Source organism: Fibrobacter sp. UWT3, from assembly GCF_900230125.1.
Taxonomy (GTDB): domain Bacteria; phylum Fibrobacterota; class Fibrobacteria; order Fibrobacterales; family Fibrobacteraceae; genus Fibrobacter.
The window spans coordinates 326,812-346,801 of record NZ_OCSS01000003.1 but is presented as its reverse complement, the minus strand read 5'-3'; the positions used below and the strand labels follow the sequence as shown (position 1 = coordinate 346,801).

The following is a 19,990-nucleotide window of genomic DNA, read 5'->3' as shown; positions in this document are numbered from 1 at the left end:
TGAGCGACCATTTCCGAGGCGCAGTATCTGCGCTACGCAGTAGCGCCAAGACTAAACCACGGCCTTGCTTTTCCAGCGGCCGCTGCGCCAGCGCCAGATGTTCGCGAACGAGCGGTAGAATTCATCGCTCGCCATGCCGAGCCAGAGGCCGGGGAGGCCTAGCCCCACGACAAACGCGAGGATAAGCGAAGTCGCAAGCCCGAGCGTCCACATCATGCCGCTCCCGACAATAGCGGGGAACTTGGAATCGCCCGCGGCACGCAGCGACGTGGTGAGGATGAAGTTCACCGCCTTGAACGGCTGTACGGCCACGTCGCACCAGAGGCAGATCTTGCCGAGCCTGAGAACTTCGGGATTGTCAGTGTAGAGCCGTAGCAGGTGCTCGCCCAAGAGTGCGACGATTATCGAGAGCAGAAGCCCGCTCGTGATGCCCACGGCAAGCGTCTGGTAAACGCGGCGGTTCGCCTTCACAAAGTCGTGTGCGCCCACGAGGTGCGCTACGAGAATCTGGTTTCCGCTGCCGAGGCCGACCCCGAGAATCACGGAAAGGGCCGCGAAGTTACCCGCGAACACGCGGGCGGTCATCGCGGTGGTGCCCACGTACACGACCATCGCGGTGATGAATACCTGGAAAAGCTGGAAACTGATGGGTTCCGCGGCGGCGGGGAGGCCGATGCGGATCCAGTCGGGGAGGAGTATGCGGGAGCGCTTCCAGTCGCGGGCCCTGCTCTGGTGCTTTACCTTGAACTTGAGCACCAACCACAGGATGCCCGAAGATATCAGCCACGAGAGCGCTGTCGCGAGGGCCACGCCGTAAACGCCCATCTTGGGAAGCCCGAAGAGCCCTTCCAGGAACACGACGTTCAGGGCGGCGTTGCTTGCGATGGTGAGCGTGTTGCCCACGAGGTTCCATACGGTAAGGCCGTGCGTGGCGATGAGGGCGGTGAGGATTGTCTGCAGTGCGCGGAAAGCAAACCCGAATGAGACGACGCTCAGGAACATCGTCGCGTATTTCGCGGGTTCCTCGGTGAGGCCCATCCATTGCGGGATATGCCCCGAAAGCGGGAAGATGACGAGCGTGAGGGCCACCCCGAGCAAGATGCTCCCGAAGAGGACCATCGTCTGCGTGCTGTTTGCGTGGCTGTTCTGCTTGGCGCCGATGTACTGCGAGACGATGCTCGCGCCGGACTGCGCGAAGGCGTGGAGTGCGGTAAAGAGTGCCCCGAGAATCGGGAGCATGGCGCCGACGCCGGCGGCTGCGGTTTCGGAAGTGCGCGAAAGGAACCAGCTGTCCATCATGGGCTGGATCATGCCCACGGCGAACGTAAGGATAAGCGGCCAGGAGAGGCTTATCAGGGAGCGGTCTTTGACGTCTTTTTGGGGTCCGCGCATGGCACAATTTTAGAAATAGCCACCCCCGCGAAAAGACAACCGATATAATAATATGGTTCCCGGTGTATACAGAATCTGGACCGTTTTTTTTATTACATTGAAAAAATGAGGATAAAATGAGCTTTTTTCAATCCCTTATCTTGATACTGAACTTTATTCTTCTCTTTGCTGCCTGCGCTTTCGCTGCCCCGCAGACAGGTTCCTTCACGGACCCCCGCGACGGTAAGACGTACAAGACGGTCTCCATCGGCAAACAGACCTGGATGGCGGAGAATTTGGATTACGAATACAACGAGGGTTCTGCGAAAAGTCATTGCAATAGTAGCGAGTCCAGAAATTGTGACAAGTACGCCCGTTTATACACATGGGATGCGGCAATGAACGTTTGCCCCGAAGGCTGGCATTTGCCCGATACCGTGGAATGGAATGCTTTGCTGAAATTTGTTGGAAACGGGCTTGAATGTACGAAAGAATGCTATGTGCCGGATGGTTGTAATGTTTTTTGTGAAAATGTTGGAAAAAAGCTCAAGTCCACCGTCGACTGGAAAGATCGTGGGGGAGAAAGACTTTGGGATGAAAGTGGCAACGGTACGGATGCCTTCGGCTTTGCCGCGTTGCCGGCCGCAACGGAATTATACACGGGATTATACACACGTTTCTGGAGCTCCGTCGAACGCGCACCACTCTTCAATCTCAACAACCACGACTATGCGTATTGCCTATTGCTGAGCACCGACTATGATGGTGCACTCTTGGCCAACTACGTTAAGAGTCTCAAGTGCTCTGTCCGTTGTATTAAGGACTAAAAGGGCTCTGGCAAACCTGAAGTCCTGGCTCGTTGGATATAAAAATCCTTCGTGACTAACCCAAGTTTTTCCCCAGCGCAATCCTTGCTTCGCGGCGGACAAGCGCCTGCTCGTAGCGGCGGCGGGCTTCGTCGGAATCGGGTTCCACGGGGGCAGTGGCGGTGGGCCTGCCGTTGTCGTCGATGGCGACGAACGTGAAGTAGGCGTGCGCGACCGGGAGTTCGGCTCCGTTCTCGGGGTCGGTTTCGGTTATCTTGAGCCCGATTTCCATGGAGGTGTTGAACACGCGGTTCATGCTCGCGTGGATATTGAGGATGGTGCCGACCGCCGTCGGGCGGAAGAACCGCACGCCGTCGATGGAGACGGTGTTCACCTTGCGGCCCGCATGCCTGAAGGCGACGATGCAGGCGGCTTCGTCCATGAGGCTCATCAGGTAGCCCCCGAAGGCGTTGTTCAGCGCGTTCGTGTCGACGGGGTGCACGATGGCGTGCGATTCCAGCGCGGACTCCGAGACCTTGCGGGGAGTCTTGTCGTTGGCGATTCCGGGTATCAGGCCAGTGTTTCTCATAGGACGGACCTCAGTTTGTTTATGATAAAATCTACATCGGTAAACGCGCAGACGGGGAGGCTTACTGCCTTCCGGCTCGCCATGATGGAGTTCTTGTTTTCGCTGCCCTGTGCGAGCCCCCTGAAACAGGGCTGTTCGTGCAGCGGCTGCGGGTAGTGGATGCAGTGCGGGATTCCCGCTTTGTCCAGTTTCTTGATAAGAGCTTCGCGGTCATCGGCCAGCACGGTGTACTGCGCGTAGGTGCTCGTGCATCCGTGCTCGATGTATTGCGGCACGATTTTTGCACCGGCGCTTGCGCCCGAAATGCCCGCACCTGCGGAAGTGCGAAGACCCGCATTGTATTCCGCGAAAAACTCGTCGTACTTGCGGGCGTTCTCGCGGCGCACCTTCAGTTCTTCTTCGAGGTGGCGGAGCTTGACCCGCAAGATGGCTGCCTGCAGGGCATCGAGCCTGCTGTTCATGCCCACGGTCTCGTGAAGGTAGCGTTCCCTGCTCCCGTGGTTCGCGAACATTCTCACCTTCTCAGCGAGCTCTACATCCGAAGTGAACAGCGCTCCGCCGTCCCCGTAGCAGCCCAGCGGCTTGCTCGGGTAGAAACTCGTGATGGAAATGGTGGCGAGGGTGCAGGCGCGGCTCGTTATGATATCCGAATATGGCGGCACTCCGATGTCGTACTTCGCCCCGAATGCCTGTGCTGCATCTTCTAAAAGCCAGAGGTCGTTCGCGACGGCGATTTCCCATAGCTCGTTGAAATCCGCAACTTGCCCGAACAGGTCCACGCCGATAATCCCGCGTGTCTTGGGGCCAATCAGCGCTTTTACGCTTTCCGGGTCGATCAGGAGCGTTTCGGGGTCGATGTCCGCGAAACGCGGTGTGCCGCCCAAAAAAGCGACGCATTCCGCCGGCGCAATGAACGTGAAGTCGGGTACGATGACCTCGTCCCCTGGTTTAATCCCGAGGGCCATGAGCGCGATGGTGAGGGCGTCGGTGCCGCTTGCGCACGCGATGGCCCTGGTTTCAGGCTCCGGGCGGTCTTTCCCGGCGACAACCCCACCTTTTCCAGCAAAAGAGCCTTGCTTTCCGGCGTCCGAATTCCCAGAATTGCAAAAATCCGCAAGTTCCCTTTCGAGGGCCGCCACCTCGGGCCCGCCAATGTAGCATCCGCTGTCCAAAACGGCGCGTTCTGCGGTCTCGAGTTCTTCTCGATAGGCCTCTCTTTGCGCTGTCAGGTTCACGAATGGCATCATAATGGCTAAAATTTAGCAAATTCGCCCAATTTGGGGGCTTGACAAATTCCCATTCTTTACTATCTTTGTCCCTACAAAAAATTTTAAGTAGGTTTTACCCGGAGATATAAGGTGCCTCAACATCAATCTTGCAAAAAGCGTTTGCGTCAGGCCGAAAAGGCCAATGCCATGAACCGTGCTGCCCGCGCAGAAATTCGCGCAAGCCTCAAGGTCATCCGTACTGCTACCTCTAAGGATGCCGCCCTTGCCGAAATGCCGAAGCTTTTCCGTCTGTTGGACGTTGCTGCCAACAAGAGCCGCGCTGGCTTCAATGCGAACCGTGCCGCCAACTACAAGGCCAAGGTCGCAAAGCTCGTTAACGGCTTCGCCTAATCGTTAGGCAAACGGCTTAGTCCGGTTTAATACCGGTGCATACCCCTGCACCGGTGTTTTGTGTTTTTTGAGATGTGCATAAATATGTGATGAACTTCTCAAAAGTGGCGAAAATTCCGAAAAAACGCCCTTTTTGACAATATCGCTAAATCATTGATTGATAATTTACTAGATTACGGACAAGTATCAAGGATTAGAAATGTCTTCAATCAATTTTGCAACACGCGAAATCAGTTGTAAGGTGGTGTATTACGGACCGGGTCTTAGTGGCAAGACCACGAACTTGCAGGTAATCCACCAGAAGATGCCTTCGGACAAGCGCACGGACATGGTGTCGCTCGCTACGGAAGGTGACCGCACGCTGTTTTTTGACTTCCTTCCGCTGAATCTTGGTGATATTAAAGGCTTCAAGACCCGTTTCCAGTTATACACGGTCCCTGGCCAGGTTTATTACAACAGTACGCGTAAGCTCGTGCTCCGCGGTGTAGACGGTATCGTGTTTGTCGCTGACTCGCAGCGCTCCCGCCAGGCCGAAAACCTCGAGAGCCTCCAGAACTTGCGGCAGAACCTGCAGGACTACGGCATGGACCTCGACGATATGCCGTTCGTGCTCCAGTACAACAAGCGCGATATGGAGAACGTGTTCACCCTCGAAGAGATGAACGCGGAACTCAACCTGCGCAACGTGCCGTTCTTCCCGGCTACGGCCCACAACGGCAAGGGCGTGGTTACGACCCTTAAGACTATCGCGATGCTCGTGATTGAAAAGTTCAACGTGAAGCAAGGGTTCCTCCGCAAGGCGGCCGAAAGCGTGAACAACACGGGCGTGCACGACGTGAACCTCACCAAGGAAGGCGTTTCCGTATCGCAGGCGGCACCGGCCCAGCCCGCCGCTCCCGCCGCTCCCGCGGCAGCGACCCCGTTCAAGATGCCCTCGTTCGCAGCCAAGCCCCCTGTCGGCGCAATGCCGTCTAGCGGTGGCAGTCCGTTCCAGAAACCGGTGTCGTCCCCGTTTGGCAGGCCCCGTGCCGTGCCGCAACCCCCGCGCATGCCGACGTTCGGCCGCGTAGTGGACAAGGGCAATGCGGAGGTGTCGGACGACGAAATCGAACTGCGCCCGTACGTGCCGAAAAAGAAGTAGTTTACGACTATCGTAGCAGGTTTGAATGAGTGATTTTACGATTTATTCTGATGACGTAGGTAAGGTTCGCAGGCTCATGCTCGCTTACCAGGCGAGCGTCAAGGCTGACTATATCGTACTCTGCCATCGTGACGGTTCCATTATCGCCGAAGTTGGCTCTCTCGGTATCGATGCGACTCCGCTTGCCGTGCTTAGCACCGCGTCATTCGACTCTGCAAAGCAGGTCGGACTTATGCTTGGCGGCGAAACGTTCCAGTCCGTATCCTATTCGGGCGAAAACCGCTCCATCTACATTTCCCCGGTCGACGAGGCGCTACTGCTGGTGCAGGTCTTCCCGGGCTCCAGGCTCCCGAACCGCATCGACGACTTCAACCGCCTGTTGGTCGAAAAACTTGTGGATGCCGTTCCCGCGTTCACGCAGAACACGAGTAAACTCAGGTAGGAGCCCTTCCCGTGGCAGGCCTTCCGCCACTTCGCAACTTGAGAAAGACGACCGTCGTCGTGGCGCTTGTCTTTTTTGCTTTTTTCGTTCACCGGTTCGTCAACTTCTGGATGGAGGACTCCTCGTACCAGAATTTCTACGGAGCGGAACTTTCCCCTGCGCAGAGCGTCGTGTGCCGTGACGTGGTGCGCGGCACTCCCTTCGGCGTGGATAGCGTCTTCGAGGAAAACACGCGCCTGTATTTCTACTCCACGATCTCGAACGCCGTGAGCTATTCCGGCGATACGCTCCTGCATATCTGGTTCTGGGGCACGGATACCATCCAGAAGGTGCCCTGCATCCTGAAAACAGAGGAACTCCGCAAGGGTATGGATCCACGCGGACAGTCGCAGTCGACCCTTAGCGTGTGCCATACCGAAATCGCCCCCAAGCTGCTCAAGCCCGGAGAGTGGAGCGTTGACCTGGTTGCCGGGCGTAGGCTTTTATCTAGCAAGCAATTCCGGATAGAATCCGATAGGTAGCCTTATGTGGCGAATGCTTCTTGTGGGCGCCTTTGTGGCGGTAGAGGCCTTCGCTCTCGATATTGATTCTCTCCCGGTGTGGAACCCCGAGATTCTCGTGCGAGGCGTTGAGCCTGTTGCGCAGGATTCGGCGGGTACGCAGTCACACCTGGAGACGCACGGAATCAAGACCATGCAGGTGACGGTGGGCGACGGCGATACGCAGGTCGACCAGATGCTCAAGCTTTCCATAATGGGCTATGTGGGCGATAGCGTGTATATCGACGCATTGCTCAGCGACGTGGACCGCAAGGCGGGCGACCAGACCACGGCGACACTGCAGGAAGTGGACCAGGTGTATTTCCGCGCCACTTCGAGGCACTGGATGCTACACCTGGGCGACCTTACCTGGACTGACTTTGACCTGGGGCTCATGTCGATAGAACGGAGTACACTGGGGGCAATGGTTGGGTTTAAGACAAATTTGTCTGAAGTGCGGGCGGCGGCAGGTACGGGCGAGGCAAACCGCATTGTGCGCACGTTCAACGGAGTGAGCGGCCAGCGCGAAGGATATGCACTTAGCGCGTTCGGTGAATACATCTCGGTGGTTCCCGGTTCCGAGACCGTATGGCTGAATGGCGAAAAGTTGCAGAGGGGTACCGATTACGAGGTGAACTATGCGGGTGGCCTCCTGAATTTCAAGGGACTCCGCATGCCCGGTATCGAAGATGAAATCCGCGTGGAGTACGATGCTTACGATGAAGACCAAATCGAGAACCTGTATGCGGCTACGGGTAAGTTCCGGCACCCGAATCTGTATTTGGACGTATCGGGTTTCCGCCTGGAAAATGACGTGAGCCGCTTAAAGAAGGGCGTATGGACCGACGAAGACTATGCGCAGCTGAAACATGACGACGGAAGCGATTTTGTGCGTGACGATTCGCTCGGGAGCCTATCCCGACCGTCGAAGGTAGATGCGGCTGCAGCAAGATTGCGATTCCAGGGGAGGCACCGCTATTTTATTGACCTTGAACTGGCCATGTCGCGGCGTGATTCCAATACGGTTTCGGAAAACATCGGTGGGCCCGAGGGCCGCGCCTTCCGCTGGTTCTTGACAACGGATTCTTCTGCGGCGATGAAACGCTTCCCGGTGGCTTTTTCCGTGTATGGCAATTATGTTGAGAATGGCTTTGATGTTACGGGATTCAAGGGGAGCGATGACGACTGGAGTTCGTACAAGCTAAAGGACGAGTGGGACCTGGACAGTTCCTTGCTTTCCCGCGGGAATTACAGACACGATGAATTCGCGATGCGTGTCCGCTTGGGGCCGGAATGGTCGGGTAACTTGTCGTGGGGCTACCGCCAGGGCGATGACATGAACTGGAATTCCTCGCGCATAAAGGGAACGCTGGTACACAAGCAGGAAAACCGCGTAGGGGAAATTTCCCTCGTGCATGTGCAGAGCGAGACGGAGGCGGAACGCCGGCGTTTCCAGGGCATGTTCTCCGAGAAGTGGATTCGCGGCCTGGTGCAGCCCCTTGTCGGGGCGGATATCCGCTATACCGAACGTGATAGCGCATCGCTTGACGATGCTGAACTTTCGCTACGGGGCAATGTGGGTACCGTGCTTGCCGCAAGTTCCTGGAATGTGCGCGAGGTTGTCGAAGTATGGAAAATAAGCCACGGCGGTGATTCCTACTTTGAGCCCGGAGAAGAAACTTTCGACGACTGGGTCGATTCCCTGAGGCAGATAAGGTGGACGCAGTCGGCGGAAATGCACTTCAAGGATTTTGACCTTTCGCACTTTTTGCAGTACGAGCACCGCGACCTGGAGGCTTCGGGCGAGGAACACGCCTGGGCGGGCGATTTGAACGCCAGATTCGGTAACGAACGTACCGCGATTCACGGGAATGTATCGTACAAGCTGGGTTTTACCGAGGAACAGACCTACACGGCGATTTACAAGGCGGTGGCGAAGGGCACGGGCGATGTGCGGTACGACAGTTTGACGGGCGCGTTTATCGAGGGCGTGGATAACGGCGACTTCGTGTACGAGGGCATGGGCCGTAACGATTCCATCGGGGCGGTGCTTGCTTCGAACGCGAGTTTTAACGCGAGTCTCGAGTGGTCTCCCGGTCGTGCGTTCGGCATTGATTACGGAATCCTTCGCGATATAAAGCTTGGCGGTACGCTTAGTTTGGTTACCGAGGATACGTCGGGCAAGATAATCTACTTCCCGATGGTATTGCCGTCTACGCTCAGTGATTTTTCTTCGGGTTCCATACAGTGGACGGGCAATGTGGAATGGGCGCACCCTTCGGGAGCGACGCTCGCGTACAAGCCTTCTGCTGCGTTTGACAAGAAGCTTTCGTTTATCGAATACTACGAGTCGGTTTTCCATCACGAAATTGTGGGCGGATTCAGGATAAACGATAACCATTACGTGGGGGTGGAAGCGTTTACGGAAAACGTGGAACTGCAGGCGTTGCAGGACTTGGAATGGAATATCAAGAGTGTCGCCGGCCGTTACCGTTTCAGTTTCTTGGATGGATTCAGTATTGAACCCGGTGGCCGCTACCGTTACGGCTCCGGTGAAGAAATTGCTGGCAATGAATTTGACGCGTATCTCTGGGAGGCGAGCCTGCGGTTCGGCTATACGAGAACCAAGTTGTTCGACGGATATGCGCGTTTTTCGACGGTGCGGGTAGAAACCGACGATAATATCCCGTACCAGATGATGTCGGGCTACAGCGCAGGCATGACGAACCGCCTTGAGGCTTCGGCGCAGCTGTCGGTGAACCAGAACATTTCTTTTGGACTGCATTATGTTTTGCGCTTCGGTGATGCGGAAGAGAATATTTTCCAGAAACTTTCGATGGAAGCGAGGGCGATGTTTTGATGAGGTGGATGTTGTACATATTACTCTTGGCGGCCTTCGCATTTGCGAAGGGCGAGGGCGCGTGTACCGTCGACAGCATTGCATGGAAGGGCGAACATACCGCTTTTGACGAGACACTGATGAAGGGCGCCCTCGGGCAGCCTTGTGACGCGTGGAAGGCTGCCGCCGCCAAGCTTACGCGCTACTACGAGGACCAGGGATTTATCGCGGCTCGCGTGCGGGGCGAATTGCGCGAAAGGAATGTGCTGGAAATTGAAATCCAGCGGGGTGCGGGTTATGTGTGGGCGCCGCCCGAGAATCTCGATTCCAGCGGGACAAAACGCGAGGTGTTCGCGAAACTTTCCGGCATCGAGGCGGGAGAGGCCGTGTCCCTCACGGACCTGGAACGCAGCGAACGCAGGCTTTCGCGCATCGGGTACTACAACCGCACGGCTCCTACGCGCCTCTTCCGCGACCCCGCAAGAAACAGGATTGTACCCGTGTTCAGTATGCGGAAGGCGAACGTGTCGGAAGCGGAAGGCGTGCTGACCTATTCCAGCGAAGACAACGTGTGGGAAGGCAAGCTGGATGTGAACCTGTACAACATCGCCGGAACGGCGCGCGACCTGCAGTTGGAAGGCTTTACGGGCGAAAATACGCGGCACCTTTCGGGCAGCTACAAGGAGCCCTGGATTCTGGGGACCGCTTGGAATGTAGTGGTGCGCGGGAACTTTGACGAAGAGACGCTTGATGCACCCGCAGACGGCATGAACGGCGGTACAGCCGATGCTGGCGACATTGCCGATGTCGCCGACACGTCCGGTGCCACGCAGGAAACGGTTGAGAGGGTTATCGTGGGCGAGGCGGGCATCACACGGGATATCGGGTTTGATTTCAGCATCGGCGTGTTCTTCGGTATAAGCGAAGACGACAAGCACACTTCTTTTGAGATGTCTTACGTGTCGCTCGACAGGTTTGTCTTGCCCCGCAGTGGTTGGCGAATGGATGCTTCTGCCACATGGAAGATGGCCCGGCCCGATTCGCTCGACAACTACCTCGCGGCGAAGGCGAACGTGATGGCGTATTACCCGCTGTACGGCAACTTCATCGCGCGCTTTGCCGGCATGGCGGGCGGAATTTTCCCGAGTGGGGCGACGCTCCGGCGCACCGACCTGTTTGCGCTTGGCGGCCCGGGCGATTTCAAGGGAATGCAGTACCGCATGCTCCGCAGTCGCGCCTACGGGCTTTCGGAATTTGCTCTCCTGTGGCAGGACGGTTATGACCTGAGCATCGAGGCGTTCTACCAGCCGGGACTGTACCGCAGGCTCGCTCCTGGCCACGGCTGGGCGCGCGAGCAGGGTTACGGCATCGGGTTTACGCAGTACCGCAACAACTGGAGCGTGAACCTGTATTATGCGCTCCGCAACGGCTGCGATTACCTCGACGGTATCATCGGCTTCGGCGTCAAGACGCTGTTCTAGATGAAATTCGTGCTCGCGACACATTCTTTCGTCATGCTCGCGAAGGCGAGCATCTTTTACACAGGCGTCTTACTTGCGACGCTTTCTATCGTCTATCGTCTAAACCGGCGTCTTGCTCTTTTCACCCGCAATTTCTCTCACCAGCTTCGGCACGAGGTAGCCGGGCAGGCGCTTGCGGATTTCTTCAATAAGCGCACGTGCGTTCTCGTCGCTCACTTCAAAATGCGCGACGCCGTTTGCATGGTCCAGCTGGTGCAGGTAGTAGGGGAGCACGCCCTGCGTGAACAGCTTGCGGCTCAGTTTCTCGAGAGTCTCGGCGCTGTCATTTATTCCCTTCAAAAGCACACTCTGGTTTAAAAGCGTCCAGCCGGAGTACTTCAGCTGCCCGAAAACCATCTGCGATTCCTCGTCGAGTTCGTCCGGATGGTCCACGTGTGCCACGAGCACGCAGTCAAAGCGCGCGGGCAGTTCGCGTAGCAGTTCGAAGTGCTGCATCGCCACATCGGGCCGCATTATGGGGAGCCGCGTGTGGATGCGCAGTATGGTAACCGAGCCGTGCATGGCAATCGCCTCCACCAGGTCGCGGAATTCTCCGGGGCCCAACATGAGCGGGTCGCCTCCTGAGAGGATGACTTCCCATATGTCGCTGTGCGTGTCGAGCCAGTCGCTCACCTGCCGTGCCACATCGGGTATGTTCTGGAAGGGGTAGTTCTTGCGGAAACAGAACCGGCAACGCGCACCGCAGGTGGCGGTCGAGACAATCAACGCCCTCCGGTCGTATTTCTGGATGACGCAGTCCGCCTTGCCCGCGGGCAGGTCGCCTACCGGGTCGTCCACGAATCCGGCGACATTTTCACGCTCGGCAATATGCGGCAAGATTTCGCGTAAAAGTGCTTCGGGCTCAGTGGCCTTCCTGATTAGGTCGGCATAGTGCCTCGAACATACGAAGGGAAACTTGGGGCTTAAGTCTAGTTTGCCGTGCGGGGCCGCATTTGCGACGGCTGCCGCGCATTCCGGGCCCAGATATTCCAAAAAATCGTTAATTTGCGTGAAAACTTTTGTGGCGTCGTCCATTATATTGCTAAATTTAGCATCAAAATCAACAAGAGGATAATATGGGTACTGTAAGCACCAACGAATTCCGCAAGAAGTTAAAAATCATGGTTGATGGTCAGCCGTACGAAATCATCGAGAACCAGTTCGTGAAGCCGGGCAAGGGCCAGGCCTTCAACCGCGTTCGCATCAAGAACCTGGTGACTGGCCGTACTCTCGAACGTACTTGGAAGAGCGGCGACACTGTCGAAGAAGCCGACGTGACCTACACCGAAATGACCTACCTCTACAACGACGGTTCTACCTGGTACTTCCTAGACAATACCACTCAGGAAACTATGGAAATCGCCAAGGAAGCCCTCAACGGCTGCGAAGTGTGGCTGCTTGACGGCGCTACCGTCGAAGTCACGTGGTGGAAGGACCCGAAGAGCGGTTCTACGCTTCCCATCGAAGTCATCCCGCCGACCTTCGTCGACCTGATGATTGTGGAAGCTCCTCCGGCAGTGCAGGGCAACACCAGCGGTAACGTGATGCGCGAAGCCATCCTCGAAACCGGCGCCAAGGTGATGATTCCGCTGTTCATCGAGAACAACACCAAGATCCGCGTGGACACCCGCGACGGTTCTTACCTCGAACGCGCGAAGTAATAGGGCTGTCGTCCATCGTTTTGTCGCCCCCGACTCGTTCGGGGGTCTTTTTTTTATTGCTAGAATGCTTGAAAATGCAAAAGTGGCGGTGAAATGGAAGAAAAATTGCTGTTTTCACCGCCGAAAATTATTTTGTATGTATAAAAATGGAGCGATAGACGCTGATTGATGCCTCTGTTGGCGGTGAAATTGGGTGAAAATAACGAAAAACACCGCCACATGTTGCCTTTGTTGACCAAAAACGAGAGAAATAGTGTAGATAAACTAACAAAATGGCGGTGAAAATGATAAAAAAAACTCGATTTCACCGCCAGAAAGGAAAAAATTCTATTATTTGGCGGACCATAATTTGGAGGAAATATGCTTAGAGTGTCATTGCGAGGGAACATAGTGACCGTGGCAATCTCTTGCCTGCTTTTTGTTCTTGTTGCCTGCGGTGACGACGACAGCGATTTTGCGGCTCGTCCTTCGGACGGGTCTTCGTTGAGCAGTAGCTCGGCGAAGTCATCGGGTTCTGTATATGGAAGTGGGCCGTGCAAAGTTGAAACTGACGAAAACTGCTTTAAGGATGACCGCGACGGTCAGACCTACAAGACTGTAAAGATCGGCGACCAGGTATGGATGGCGGAGAACCTGAACTTTGAAACGGATAAAAGTTTCTGCTACAACGATTCTGTCGAATATTGCGAGAAATTCGGTCGCCTCTACACGTGGGCTGCGGCCATGGACAGCGTTGGTACATGGAGCGCGAACGGCAAGGGCTGCGGCGAAGGCGTGACTTGTAACGTCGCTTCGATGGGCTCAGCGACCTTGGTTCGCGGCGTTTGTCCCGAAGGCTGGCATCTGCCTGACACAACAGAATGGAGCACCCTGTTCACGGCGGTGGGCGGTTCATCGGTCGCCGGAACAAAACTCAAGTCCACATCTGGGTGGTATAATAGTGGGAACGGCACGGATGCCTTCTCGTTTTCGGCGTTGCCTGCTGGCAACAGGAACAGCAATGGGAATTACAGCCACGAGGGCGACAACGCGTTCTTCTGGAGTTCTACGGAGTTCAATAGCAACCGCGCGTACCACATGAACTTGTACTACGGCTACGACGGTGCGCTCCTGGACTACAGCAACGAGGGCAACGGGTATTCAGTTCGTTGCCTCCAGGACTAAAATCTCCCCATTGACAATCTGTCTATGGAATAAGGGCGCTTCGGGCGCCTTTTTCGCGTTTTAGAGGGTAGATTTAGAATGTTGTTTGAAAGGAGTATGTATGGGAATGTTTAAACAACTCACTCGGTTTACGTCCGTGGCGTGCTTTGCCGCGGGCTTCGCTGCGTTCGGTTCCGCGCCTGCAGGCGCTGCTCCGGACCCGAATTTCCACATTTATATCGCGTATGGCCAGTCCAACATGGGCGGCACTGCCGATGCCCAGAGCGCCGATAAGGCCGAAAACCCGCGTTTCAAGATTTTCGCCTCGCAAAAGTGCAGTGGCAAGGGCCGCAACACCATCGGCGAGGTCTATCCGGCGGTGCCATCGCTCTTCAACTGCGGCAACACGATCTCCATTGCCGACTGGTTCGGGCGCACGATGGCCGACAGCATGCCCGACGTGACTATCGGGATTATCCCGGTCGCGGTGGGCGGCGCGAGCATCAAGCTCTTCGACCAGGACCAGTACGCAACGTACCTCTCGACTGCCGAAAGCTGGCTCCAGAATTACGCGAAGGAATACGCGAGCGACGGCAACGTGACGAAGACGATTATCGATATCGCGAAGAAGGCGCAACAGGTGGGCGTCATCAAGGGTTTCATCTTCCATCAGGGCGAAACGGACGGCGGCTATCCGGACTGGCCGAAAATCGTGAAGAAGACCCGCGACGATATCCTCAAGGCGCTCGACATGAGTTCCGATACGGTGCCGTTCGTGGCGGGCGAACTTCTGCGTTCGGGCTGCTGCTATTCCGACCGCGTGTCGAAACTCCCGAACACGATGGACAATACCTACTACGCTTCTTCCGAAGGCCTTGACGGCAACGGCGTGGACCGCTACCACTTCGGTCACGATGCCTATGTGACATTTGGCAAGCGCTATGCGGCGCAGATGCTCAAGGCGGTCAACCGCGCTCCGGTGGTTCCCGAACCGCAAAAGCCTTTCAAGGGTAAGTCGTTTGAAATTCCGGGCAAGATCGAAGCCGAAGACTTCGACATTCCGGGCGTCGGCTCGGGCAACGACTCCTTCAAGGAAAACGATTCCGAAGACCACGGCGGCAGCAATTACCGCGAAGGTACGGGCGTCGACATTTACAAGAAGGCGACGGGCTACATCGTGGGCTACAACCAGGAAGGCGAATGGCTCGAATATAGCGTGAACGTGAAGGAAGCGGGCGAATATTCCTTCTACGCGTCGGTCGCATCCGCAAACGAGACTTCAGGCTTCCAGATGTCGCTTGACGGCAAGAACATCACGGAAGTAATCTCTGTCCCGAAAAACGAAGGCGAGGACAACTACGACGACTACAACAAGGTGCGGGCGACAGTGAACCTCCCTGCGGGCGAACACATATTGCGCTTCACGGTGACAGGTTCCTGGATGGACGTGGATTACTTTGTGTTCGGAGAAGACGAAATTGTATGTTTTGCAAACTGTACGGACTTTGTAAAGCCCGCGCTATCGCATGCGTCCGGAACCGAAAGCTACCGCATCTTCGACATGAACGGCAACTATTTGGGAAAGGTGCGAGCCTCTGGATTGCAGGAACTCCGCGCCAGCGCGAAAACCCTCGTGAAAACCGGCGGCACGTTCATCGCAAAATCCCGCGCAGGCTCCACGACGATTCGAGTGATGAAGTAATAGATCCTGCTCCTTCGAACCTAACTCAACTAAGTCAACAAGTTGGCTAGTTTCGTATATCGACGCGATGCGTAGCGGCATCTTGCTCAGGATGACACGGCCGTTCTGAACACCCGGGCGACTTCATCCGGGTTGTCGCTTTTTAGCCAGGTGAGCGTCTCGGTGCCGCGGTAACTCCACGCGAAGATGTTGTCGATACCTGCGGCGCGACTCTCGGAAACTGCGATGGCGAGGTCGTTCTCGCGGCCCGCCTCGATTTGGTAAGCCTTCACCCACATCTGTACGGCCTTCCCGTAGCGGGCCGCGACATCCGTGAGCTTCTTGGCGGTTTCAGCATATTTCTCGCGCACCCATTCCTCGCTTGCGCCGCGTTCCCAGTACGGGTCGCTGGCCACCTCGTCGACGCTTTCGAGCCTCGCGACGCGGCCCCAGTCGTCGAGCCCCGCGGGGAACCACGGCGGGAGCATGCAAACGCAGTTACGCTTGCCTCGGGCATGCACGTCCTCGGTCATTTCCTTCAGAAAATCAATCAGGCTGTCCTCGCGGAATTTCTTCACATCGTCGGTGAGTTCTGCGGGCATCTCATACCCGAAACGCGCCTTGAACAGCGCCCGGCACTTTTCACACCTGCAGCTCCAGTTCTGTAGCCCACCTTTCTCGAAATAGAAGTGCGGCTCGTCCCAGAAAATCGTGTCGAGCTTCGTCGCGCATACGGTTTCAATCCACTTGTGCATGTAGGCGCGGAATTCCGGATGGTTCGGGCAGGCTGCTACCTTGGGCTTGCCGTCGAGCGCCACCTGGCACAAGTCGTGGTTACGTGCGGTGAGTTCCGAATACGCCTCGCCGCCAAACACGCGGCCCACGCCCCACGGGTTCACGTAGACCTTGAGGCCCATTCCGGCGCTCCCGTCCACGATATCCTTCATCGTGCCGTAGTAATACTGCTGGTCTTCCTCGCTCCACGTGTGGAGTACCGCGTTGTAGCCTGCCGCTTTGATGTCGGCCATGTCGGCCAAAACATGCTTGGGCGCGCGCACGCCAAAGTAGCTTACACCTTTAATCATGTGTAGAATTTAGTATTTAAAAATAAAGTGTGAAATAATTCATTTCACACTTCACACGTCACATTAATCATTCGCCCACTGCGGCGTGGGGGTCTTGCGGAGCACCTGCTCGAGGGTCTCGCGCCATTCGTCCTCGTCGAGCGGCCTGCGTACCCAGTAGAGGCTGCTGTCATCGCTCTTCTGGATGGGCATGGAATCCGGGACAATCTCCACAATCCACGATTCGGGGATGCTGCTGTGGAGCGTCTTGCTGAACGCGATGTTCACGTCAGTGGGGCGGTCGGCATGGTCGAAGATGATGAGGGACGGGGATTCGCCGACGATGAGCGCTGTTTCGAGGATTCCGGTGGCTTCTTCCACGGAATTGCAGGTGTACATCGTGCAGTCTTCCGCCATGTCGTTCTCGAGCAGCCAGCGGAGAGTCCACTGGCTCATCTTGTCGAGACTGCCGGGGGCGGACGGCGATATGAAGAAGATGTGTCCCATGGCCTAAAAGATAGGTATTTATTGCGGATTGTGGATAGATTTTTAGGGGTATTTTCAAAATTTATTTTTTACCCCACGAATATTGCCAACTTATCCACCGTTTGTCGCCAAGATGTTTTTTGCGCGGTTCCAAGACTTATTTAAATTTGCGGTATGTCTGTTGATTTGGGTGAGTTCAAGTTTATCGATTCCGTGCTAAAAAAGTCGCTCCCGATGGGTGAAATTGCACCCGAAAAGCGGGGGTGGCTCCCCGTGGGCGATGACTGCGCCATGTTCGACGGCTGGCTCGTGACGAAGGACCTTTCCGTGGAAGGGACGCATTTCCGCATGGACTGGTCGAGCACTGAGCAGGCGGTGGAGAAGCATATCGTTTCTAACGTGTCGGACATTTCTTCGATGGGGGGCGTGCCCAGGTTTGCCGTTTGCGGGCTCTGCGTGAACAGGGGCTGGAACGATGAGGTGCGTACCCGCGTGGGCAAGGCCCTTGCCGAAGGTTTCGCTAGGCGTGGAATAGCGCTGATTGGCGGTGATACGGTTGCGGGTGAATGCGGTATGTTCAGTACAACGTTGTTAGGAACATGTGCGGGTGGAAAGCCTCTGGTGCGCTCGGGCGCCAAACCGGGTGATGGCGTGTATGTCGCAGGCACCCTCGGCAAGTCGGGCGCGGGGCTCTGGTTACTGCTGAACCACCCGGAAGCGCGCGATGAGTTCCCGACGCTGGTAAATTATCACCTCGCTCCCGTAATAGACGAATGCTGCGGGGCACGCCTTGTGGAACTTGGCGTCTCGGGTGCCTGCATGGACATAAGCGACGGGCTTTCCTCGGAACTGAACCACCTGGCAGGAGCGTCGCACGTGGGTATCGAGATTGACTGCGAAAAGTTGCCGGTAGACCCCGAAGTCTTGCGAATGGCAGAGCGCTATGGCCTTGACCCTCTTGATTTTGCGTTAAATGGTGGCGAAGAGTACGAACTCCTGTTCACCGAATCTTTCAAAAATGATATATTTCTTGAAAAAGGGGCCCTCCCGGGCGGAGCCTACAGGATTGGGACTGTCGTAGAAGGTACGGAAGTCCGCATGCGGGGCTTGGACGGGAAGGTTTCGATTGTTAAAGCACAGGCTTGGTCACATTTATGATTAGTAACGTGAAAATGAACCTCGGTGAGTTGTTGCTCCGTCAGCGCGTGCTCGACGAAGACCAGCTGGCTCACGCTACATCCGAACACAAGCGTACCGGCATTCCCCTCGCGCGAATCCTTGTGCGCTTGGGCATGGTGTCGGAAGATACGCTCACGAGCATCCTTGGCGTGCAGATGCAGTCCACGACCAAGATGCGTATCGGCGAGATGCTCCTTGCGCAGGGCTACATCAAGCCCGAACAGCTGGAGAAGGCTCTCGAAACGCAGAAGACTACGGGCAAGCGCCTGGGACGCACGCTCGTGGAACTGGGCTACATGCCCGAAGAGAGGCTTGTCGAGATTCTCTCGAGGCAGTTCGAAGTCCCGTACGTGAAGCTCGAGAACTTCAATATCGACCCGGACGCCTACACGTACCTGCCCGAGGACATGTGCAAGCAGTACAAGATTGTACCGCTGTTCGTTTCGAAGAACGATGACGACCGCAAGGCAGTCCGCGAGGCCTTGACGCTTGCGATGACCGACCCCACGAACATGCGCGTCATCCAGATTGTGAAGTTCAAGGTCAAGATGGAAGTGGATGTCGTGATGGCATCCGAAGTCGACGTGCAGAAGACCATTGAACGAGTGTTTGCGGGGCACGGCCCGCAAGAGGAATCGCTTGCCGAACTTATCAGCGAAAGCAAGGATGGCGAAGAACTTGAGACCGTGGAACGCGGTCAGGGCGGCAACGACGAACCGGAACTGACCGACGAGGAAGGCCGCGCGGTCGTGAAGATTGTGACGACGCTTATCCACGAAGCGATTGCGCGCCACGCATCCGATATTCACCTGGAACCGCAGGAAACCTTCCTCAAGCTGCGTTACCGCATTGACGGTGACCTGCAGGTGATGGCCCCGATTCCGGCGCGACTGATGCCGCAGATTCTTTCGCGTATCAAGCTCCTTTCCAAGATGGACATTGCAGAAAAGCGCCGCCCGTTGGACGGACGCTTTACCGTGCGCTACAAGGGCTCGGAAGTTGACCTTCGTGTGAGCTCGTTCCCGATTTCGCTGCGTAAGCGCGGTGTTTGCGAAAAGATTGTTATGCGTATCTTGGACCCGAACTCGGGTCAGTTCCCGCTGAAGGACATGGGCTTTGACCCGCGCGTGTTCAAGCAGTTTATCGATGCGATTAACGCTCCTAACGGCATTGTGCTCGTGACCGGCCCGACGGGTTCCGGTAAGTCTACTACGCTTTACGCTTCCATTCGCGAGATTCTTGATTCCACGATTAACATTTCTACCATGGAAGACCCGGTGGAATTGAATATCGATGGCGTTAACCAAGGACAAATTAACAACGCCGCGGGCTTTACCTTCGCGGCGGGCATTCGCGCCCTGCTCCGTCAGGACCCGGATGTTATCATGATCGGTGAAATGCGTGACCAGGAGACATCGTCCATGGCTATCGAAGCTGCATTGACGGGTCACTTGGTCTTCAGTACGTTGCATACAAACGATGCTGCCGGTTCGTTCCCGCGCTTGCTGGAAATGGGCCTGGAACCGTTCCTTGTTTCTACTGCCATCAAGGGCATCTTGGCCCAGCGTCTTGTGCGCCGCATCTGTAAGTACTGCAAGGAGCCGGTGGAAATTTCCGACTCCCTGCGCGAAGAACTGCACCTGTCTCCCGATATGCAGTTCTATCACGGCAAGGGCTGCGACAAGTGCGATGGTTCGGGCTACAAGGGCCGTTGCGGTATCTACGAGTTCCTCGTGCCGAACGAATCCGTGCGTAACCTGGTTATCAAGCGCGCCTCCGGTGACGAAATCAAGCGTTGCGCCATGAAGGAATGCGACATGATTACGCTGCGTATGGACGGTATCAACAAGGCGTTGCAGGGCCTTACCACGCTCGAACAGGCCGTGGGCGCATCTGCACCGGATGATTGA

17 protein-coding genes and 1 pseudogene are annotated in these 19,990 nt (G+C 56.2%); 12 read left to right on the top strand and 6 right to left on the bottom strand.

What is annotated here, in order from left to right:
* Positions 1-51: 51 nt before the first annotated feature.
* Entirely contained in the window at positions 52-1,392 is a 1,341-nt protein-coding gene (locus tag CRO08_RS12995) for an MATE family efflux transporter (RefSeq protein WP_097036543.1), read from the bottom strand.
* Between the two features lie 116 nt (positions 1,393-1,508).
* Between CRO08_RS12995 and CRO08_RS12990 the strand changes: the two genes are divergently transcribed.
* On the top strand, positions 1,509-2,198 hold the full coding sequence (locus tag CRO08_RS12990) for a fibrobacter succinogenes major paralogous domain-containing protein (protein WP_097036542.1): 690 nt from the start codon (positions 1,509-1,511) through the stop codon (positions 2,196-2,198).
* A gap of 55 nt (positions 2,199-2,253) precedes the next feature.
* On the opposite strand, the gene CRO08_RS12985 is transcribed toward CRO08_RS12990, so the two are convergent.
* Together CRO08_RS12985 and CRO08_RS12980 are read right to left on the bottom strand one after the other, a co-directional pair.
* Positions 2,254-2,766, bottom strand: coding sequence for an acyl-CoA thioesterase (locus CRO08_RS12985; protein ID WP_097036541.1), 513 nt, complete (start codon positions 2,764-2,766; stop codon positions 2,254-2,256).
* A complete protein-coding gene (locus tag CRO08_RS12980) occupies positions 2,763-4,013 on the bottom strand; it encodes a DegT/DnrJ/EryC1/StrS aminotransferase family protein (protein WP_097036540.1) in 1,251 nt (416 codons plus the stop codon). The genes CRO08_RS12985 and CRO08_RS12980 overlap by 4 nt, the downstream gene beginning before the upstream one ends.
* A gap of 111 nt (positions 4,014-4,124) precedes the next feature.
* On the opposite strand from CRO08_RS12980, the gene rpsT reads away from it, so the two are divergent.
* The 6 genes and pseudogenes from rpsT (at position 4,125) to CRO08_RS12950 (ending at position 10,827) form a co-directional block, all read left to right on the top strand.
* The gene (gene rpsT / locus CRO08_RS12975) at positions 4,125-4,385 is read left to right on the top strand and encodes a 30S ribosomal protein S20 (protein ID WP_072808151.1); all 261 of its coding nucleotides are present in this window, start codon (positions 4,125-4,127) and stop codon (positions 4,383-4,385) included.
* A gap of 199 nt (positions 4,386-4,584) precedes the next feature.
* Positions 4,585-5,172 (top strand): annotated as a pseudogene (locus CRO08_RS17645) (ATP/GTP-binding protein); the annotation flags it as partial.
* Positions 5,173-5,551: 379 nt separating this feature from the next.
* Complete coding sequence (locus CRO08_RS12965; RefSeq protein WP_072808144.1) at positions 5,552-5,968, top strand: roadblock/LC7 domain-containing protein; 417 nt, start codon at positions 5,552-5,554, stop codon at positions 5,966-5,968.
* 11 nt (positions 5,969-5,979) lie between these two features.
* Positions 5,980-6,489, top strand: a complete 510-nt coding sequence (locus tag CRO08_RS12960) for a hypothetical protein (RefSeq protein WP_097036538.1) — start codon at positions 5,980-5,982, stop codon at positions 6,487-6,489.
* Between the two features lie 4 nt (positions 6,490-6,493).
* Positions 6,494-9,367 carry a hypothetical protein gene (locus CRO08_RS12955; protein ID WP_097036537.1) on the top strand — a complete coding sequence of 958 codons (2,874 nt, stop codon included), beginning with the start codon at positions 6,494-6,496 and terminating at the stop codon, positions 9,365-9,367.
* A gap of 8 nt (positions 9,368-9,375) precedes the next feature.
* On the top strand, positions 9,376-10,827 hold the full coding sequence (locus tag CRO08_RS12950) for a BamA/TamA family outer membrane protein (protein WP_176495158.1): 1,452 nt from the start codon (positions 9,376-9,378) through the stop codon (positions 10,825-10,827).
* 99 nt (positions 10,828-10,926) lie between these two features.
* On the opposite strand, the gene CRO08_RS12945 is transcribed toward CRO08_RS12950, so the two are convergent.
* On the bottom strand, positions 10,927-11,901 hold the full coding sequence (locus CRO08_RS12945) for a KamA family radical SAM protein (RefSeq protein ID WP_097036535.1): 975 nt from the start codon (positions 11,899-11,901) through the stop codon (positions 10,927-10,929).
* A 41-nt stretch (positions 11,902-11,942) separates the two neighbouring features.
* Between CRO08_RS12945 and efp the strand changes: the two genes are divergently transcribed.
* The 3 genes from efp (at position 11,943) to CRO08_RS12930 (ending at position 15,372) form a co-directional block, all read left to right on the top strand.
* The gene (efp, locus tag CRO08_RS12940) at positions 11,943-12,527 is read left to right on the top strand and encodes an elongation factor P (protein WP_088636920.1); all 585 of its coding nucleotides are present in this window, start codon (positions 11,943-11,945) and stop codon (positions 12,525-12,527) included.
* Positions 12,528-12,917: 390 nt separating this feature from the next.
* Positions 12,918-13,691 (top strand): fibrobacter succinogenes major paralogous domain-containing protein, encoded by a 774-nt coding sequence (locus tag CRO08_RS12935; protein WP_255252378.1) that lies wholly within the window; start codon positions 12,918-12,920, stop codon positions 13,689-13,691.
* A 100-nt stretch (positions 13,692-13,791) separates the two neighbouring features.
* Positions 13,792-15,372 (top strand): carbohydrate-binding protein, encoded by a 1,581-nt coding sequence (locus CRO08_RS12930; RefSeq protein ID WP_097036533.1) that lies wholly within the window; start codon positions 13,792-13,794, stop codon positions 15,370-15,372.
* An 86-nt stretch (positions 15,373-15,458) separates the two neighbouring features.
* On the opposite strand, the gene CRO08_RS12925 is transcribed toward CRO08_RS12930, so the two are convergent.
* Positions 15,459-16,436, bottom strand: coding sequence for a hypothetical protein (locus CRO08_RS12925; protein WP_097036532.1), 978 nt, complete (start codon positions 16,434-16,436; stop codon positions 15,459-15,461).
* Between the two features lie 63 nt (positions 16,437-16,499).
* On the bottom strand, positions 16,500-16,922 hold the full coding sequence (locus tag CRO08_RS12920) for a hypothetical protein (protein ID WP_097036531.1): 423 nt from the start codon (positions 16,920-16,922) through the stop codon (positions 16,500-16,502).
* Positions 16,923-17,075: 153 nt separating this feature from the next.
* On the opposite strand from CRO08_RS12920, the gene thiL reads away from it, so the two are divergent.
* Together thiL and CRO08_RS12910 are read left to right on the top strand one after the other, a co-directional pair.
* On the top strand, positions 17,076-18,059 hold the full coding sequence (thiL, locus tag CRO08_RS12915) for a thiamine-phosphate kinase (protein WP_097036530.1): 984 nt from the start codon (positions 17,076-17,078) through the stop codon (positions 18,057-18,059).
* Positions 18,056-19,990, top strand: a complete 1,935-nt coding sequence (locus tag CRO08_RS12910) for a GspE/PulE family protein (protein WP_255252377.1) — start codon at positions 18,056-18,058, stop codon at positions 19,988-19,990. Before thiL ends, CRO08_RS12910 begins: the two co-directional genes overlap by 4 nt.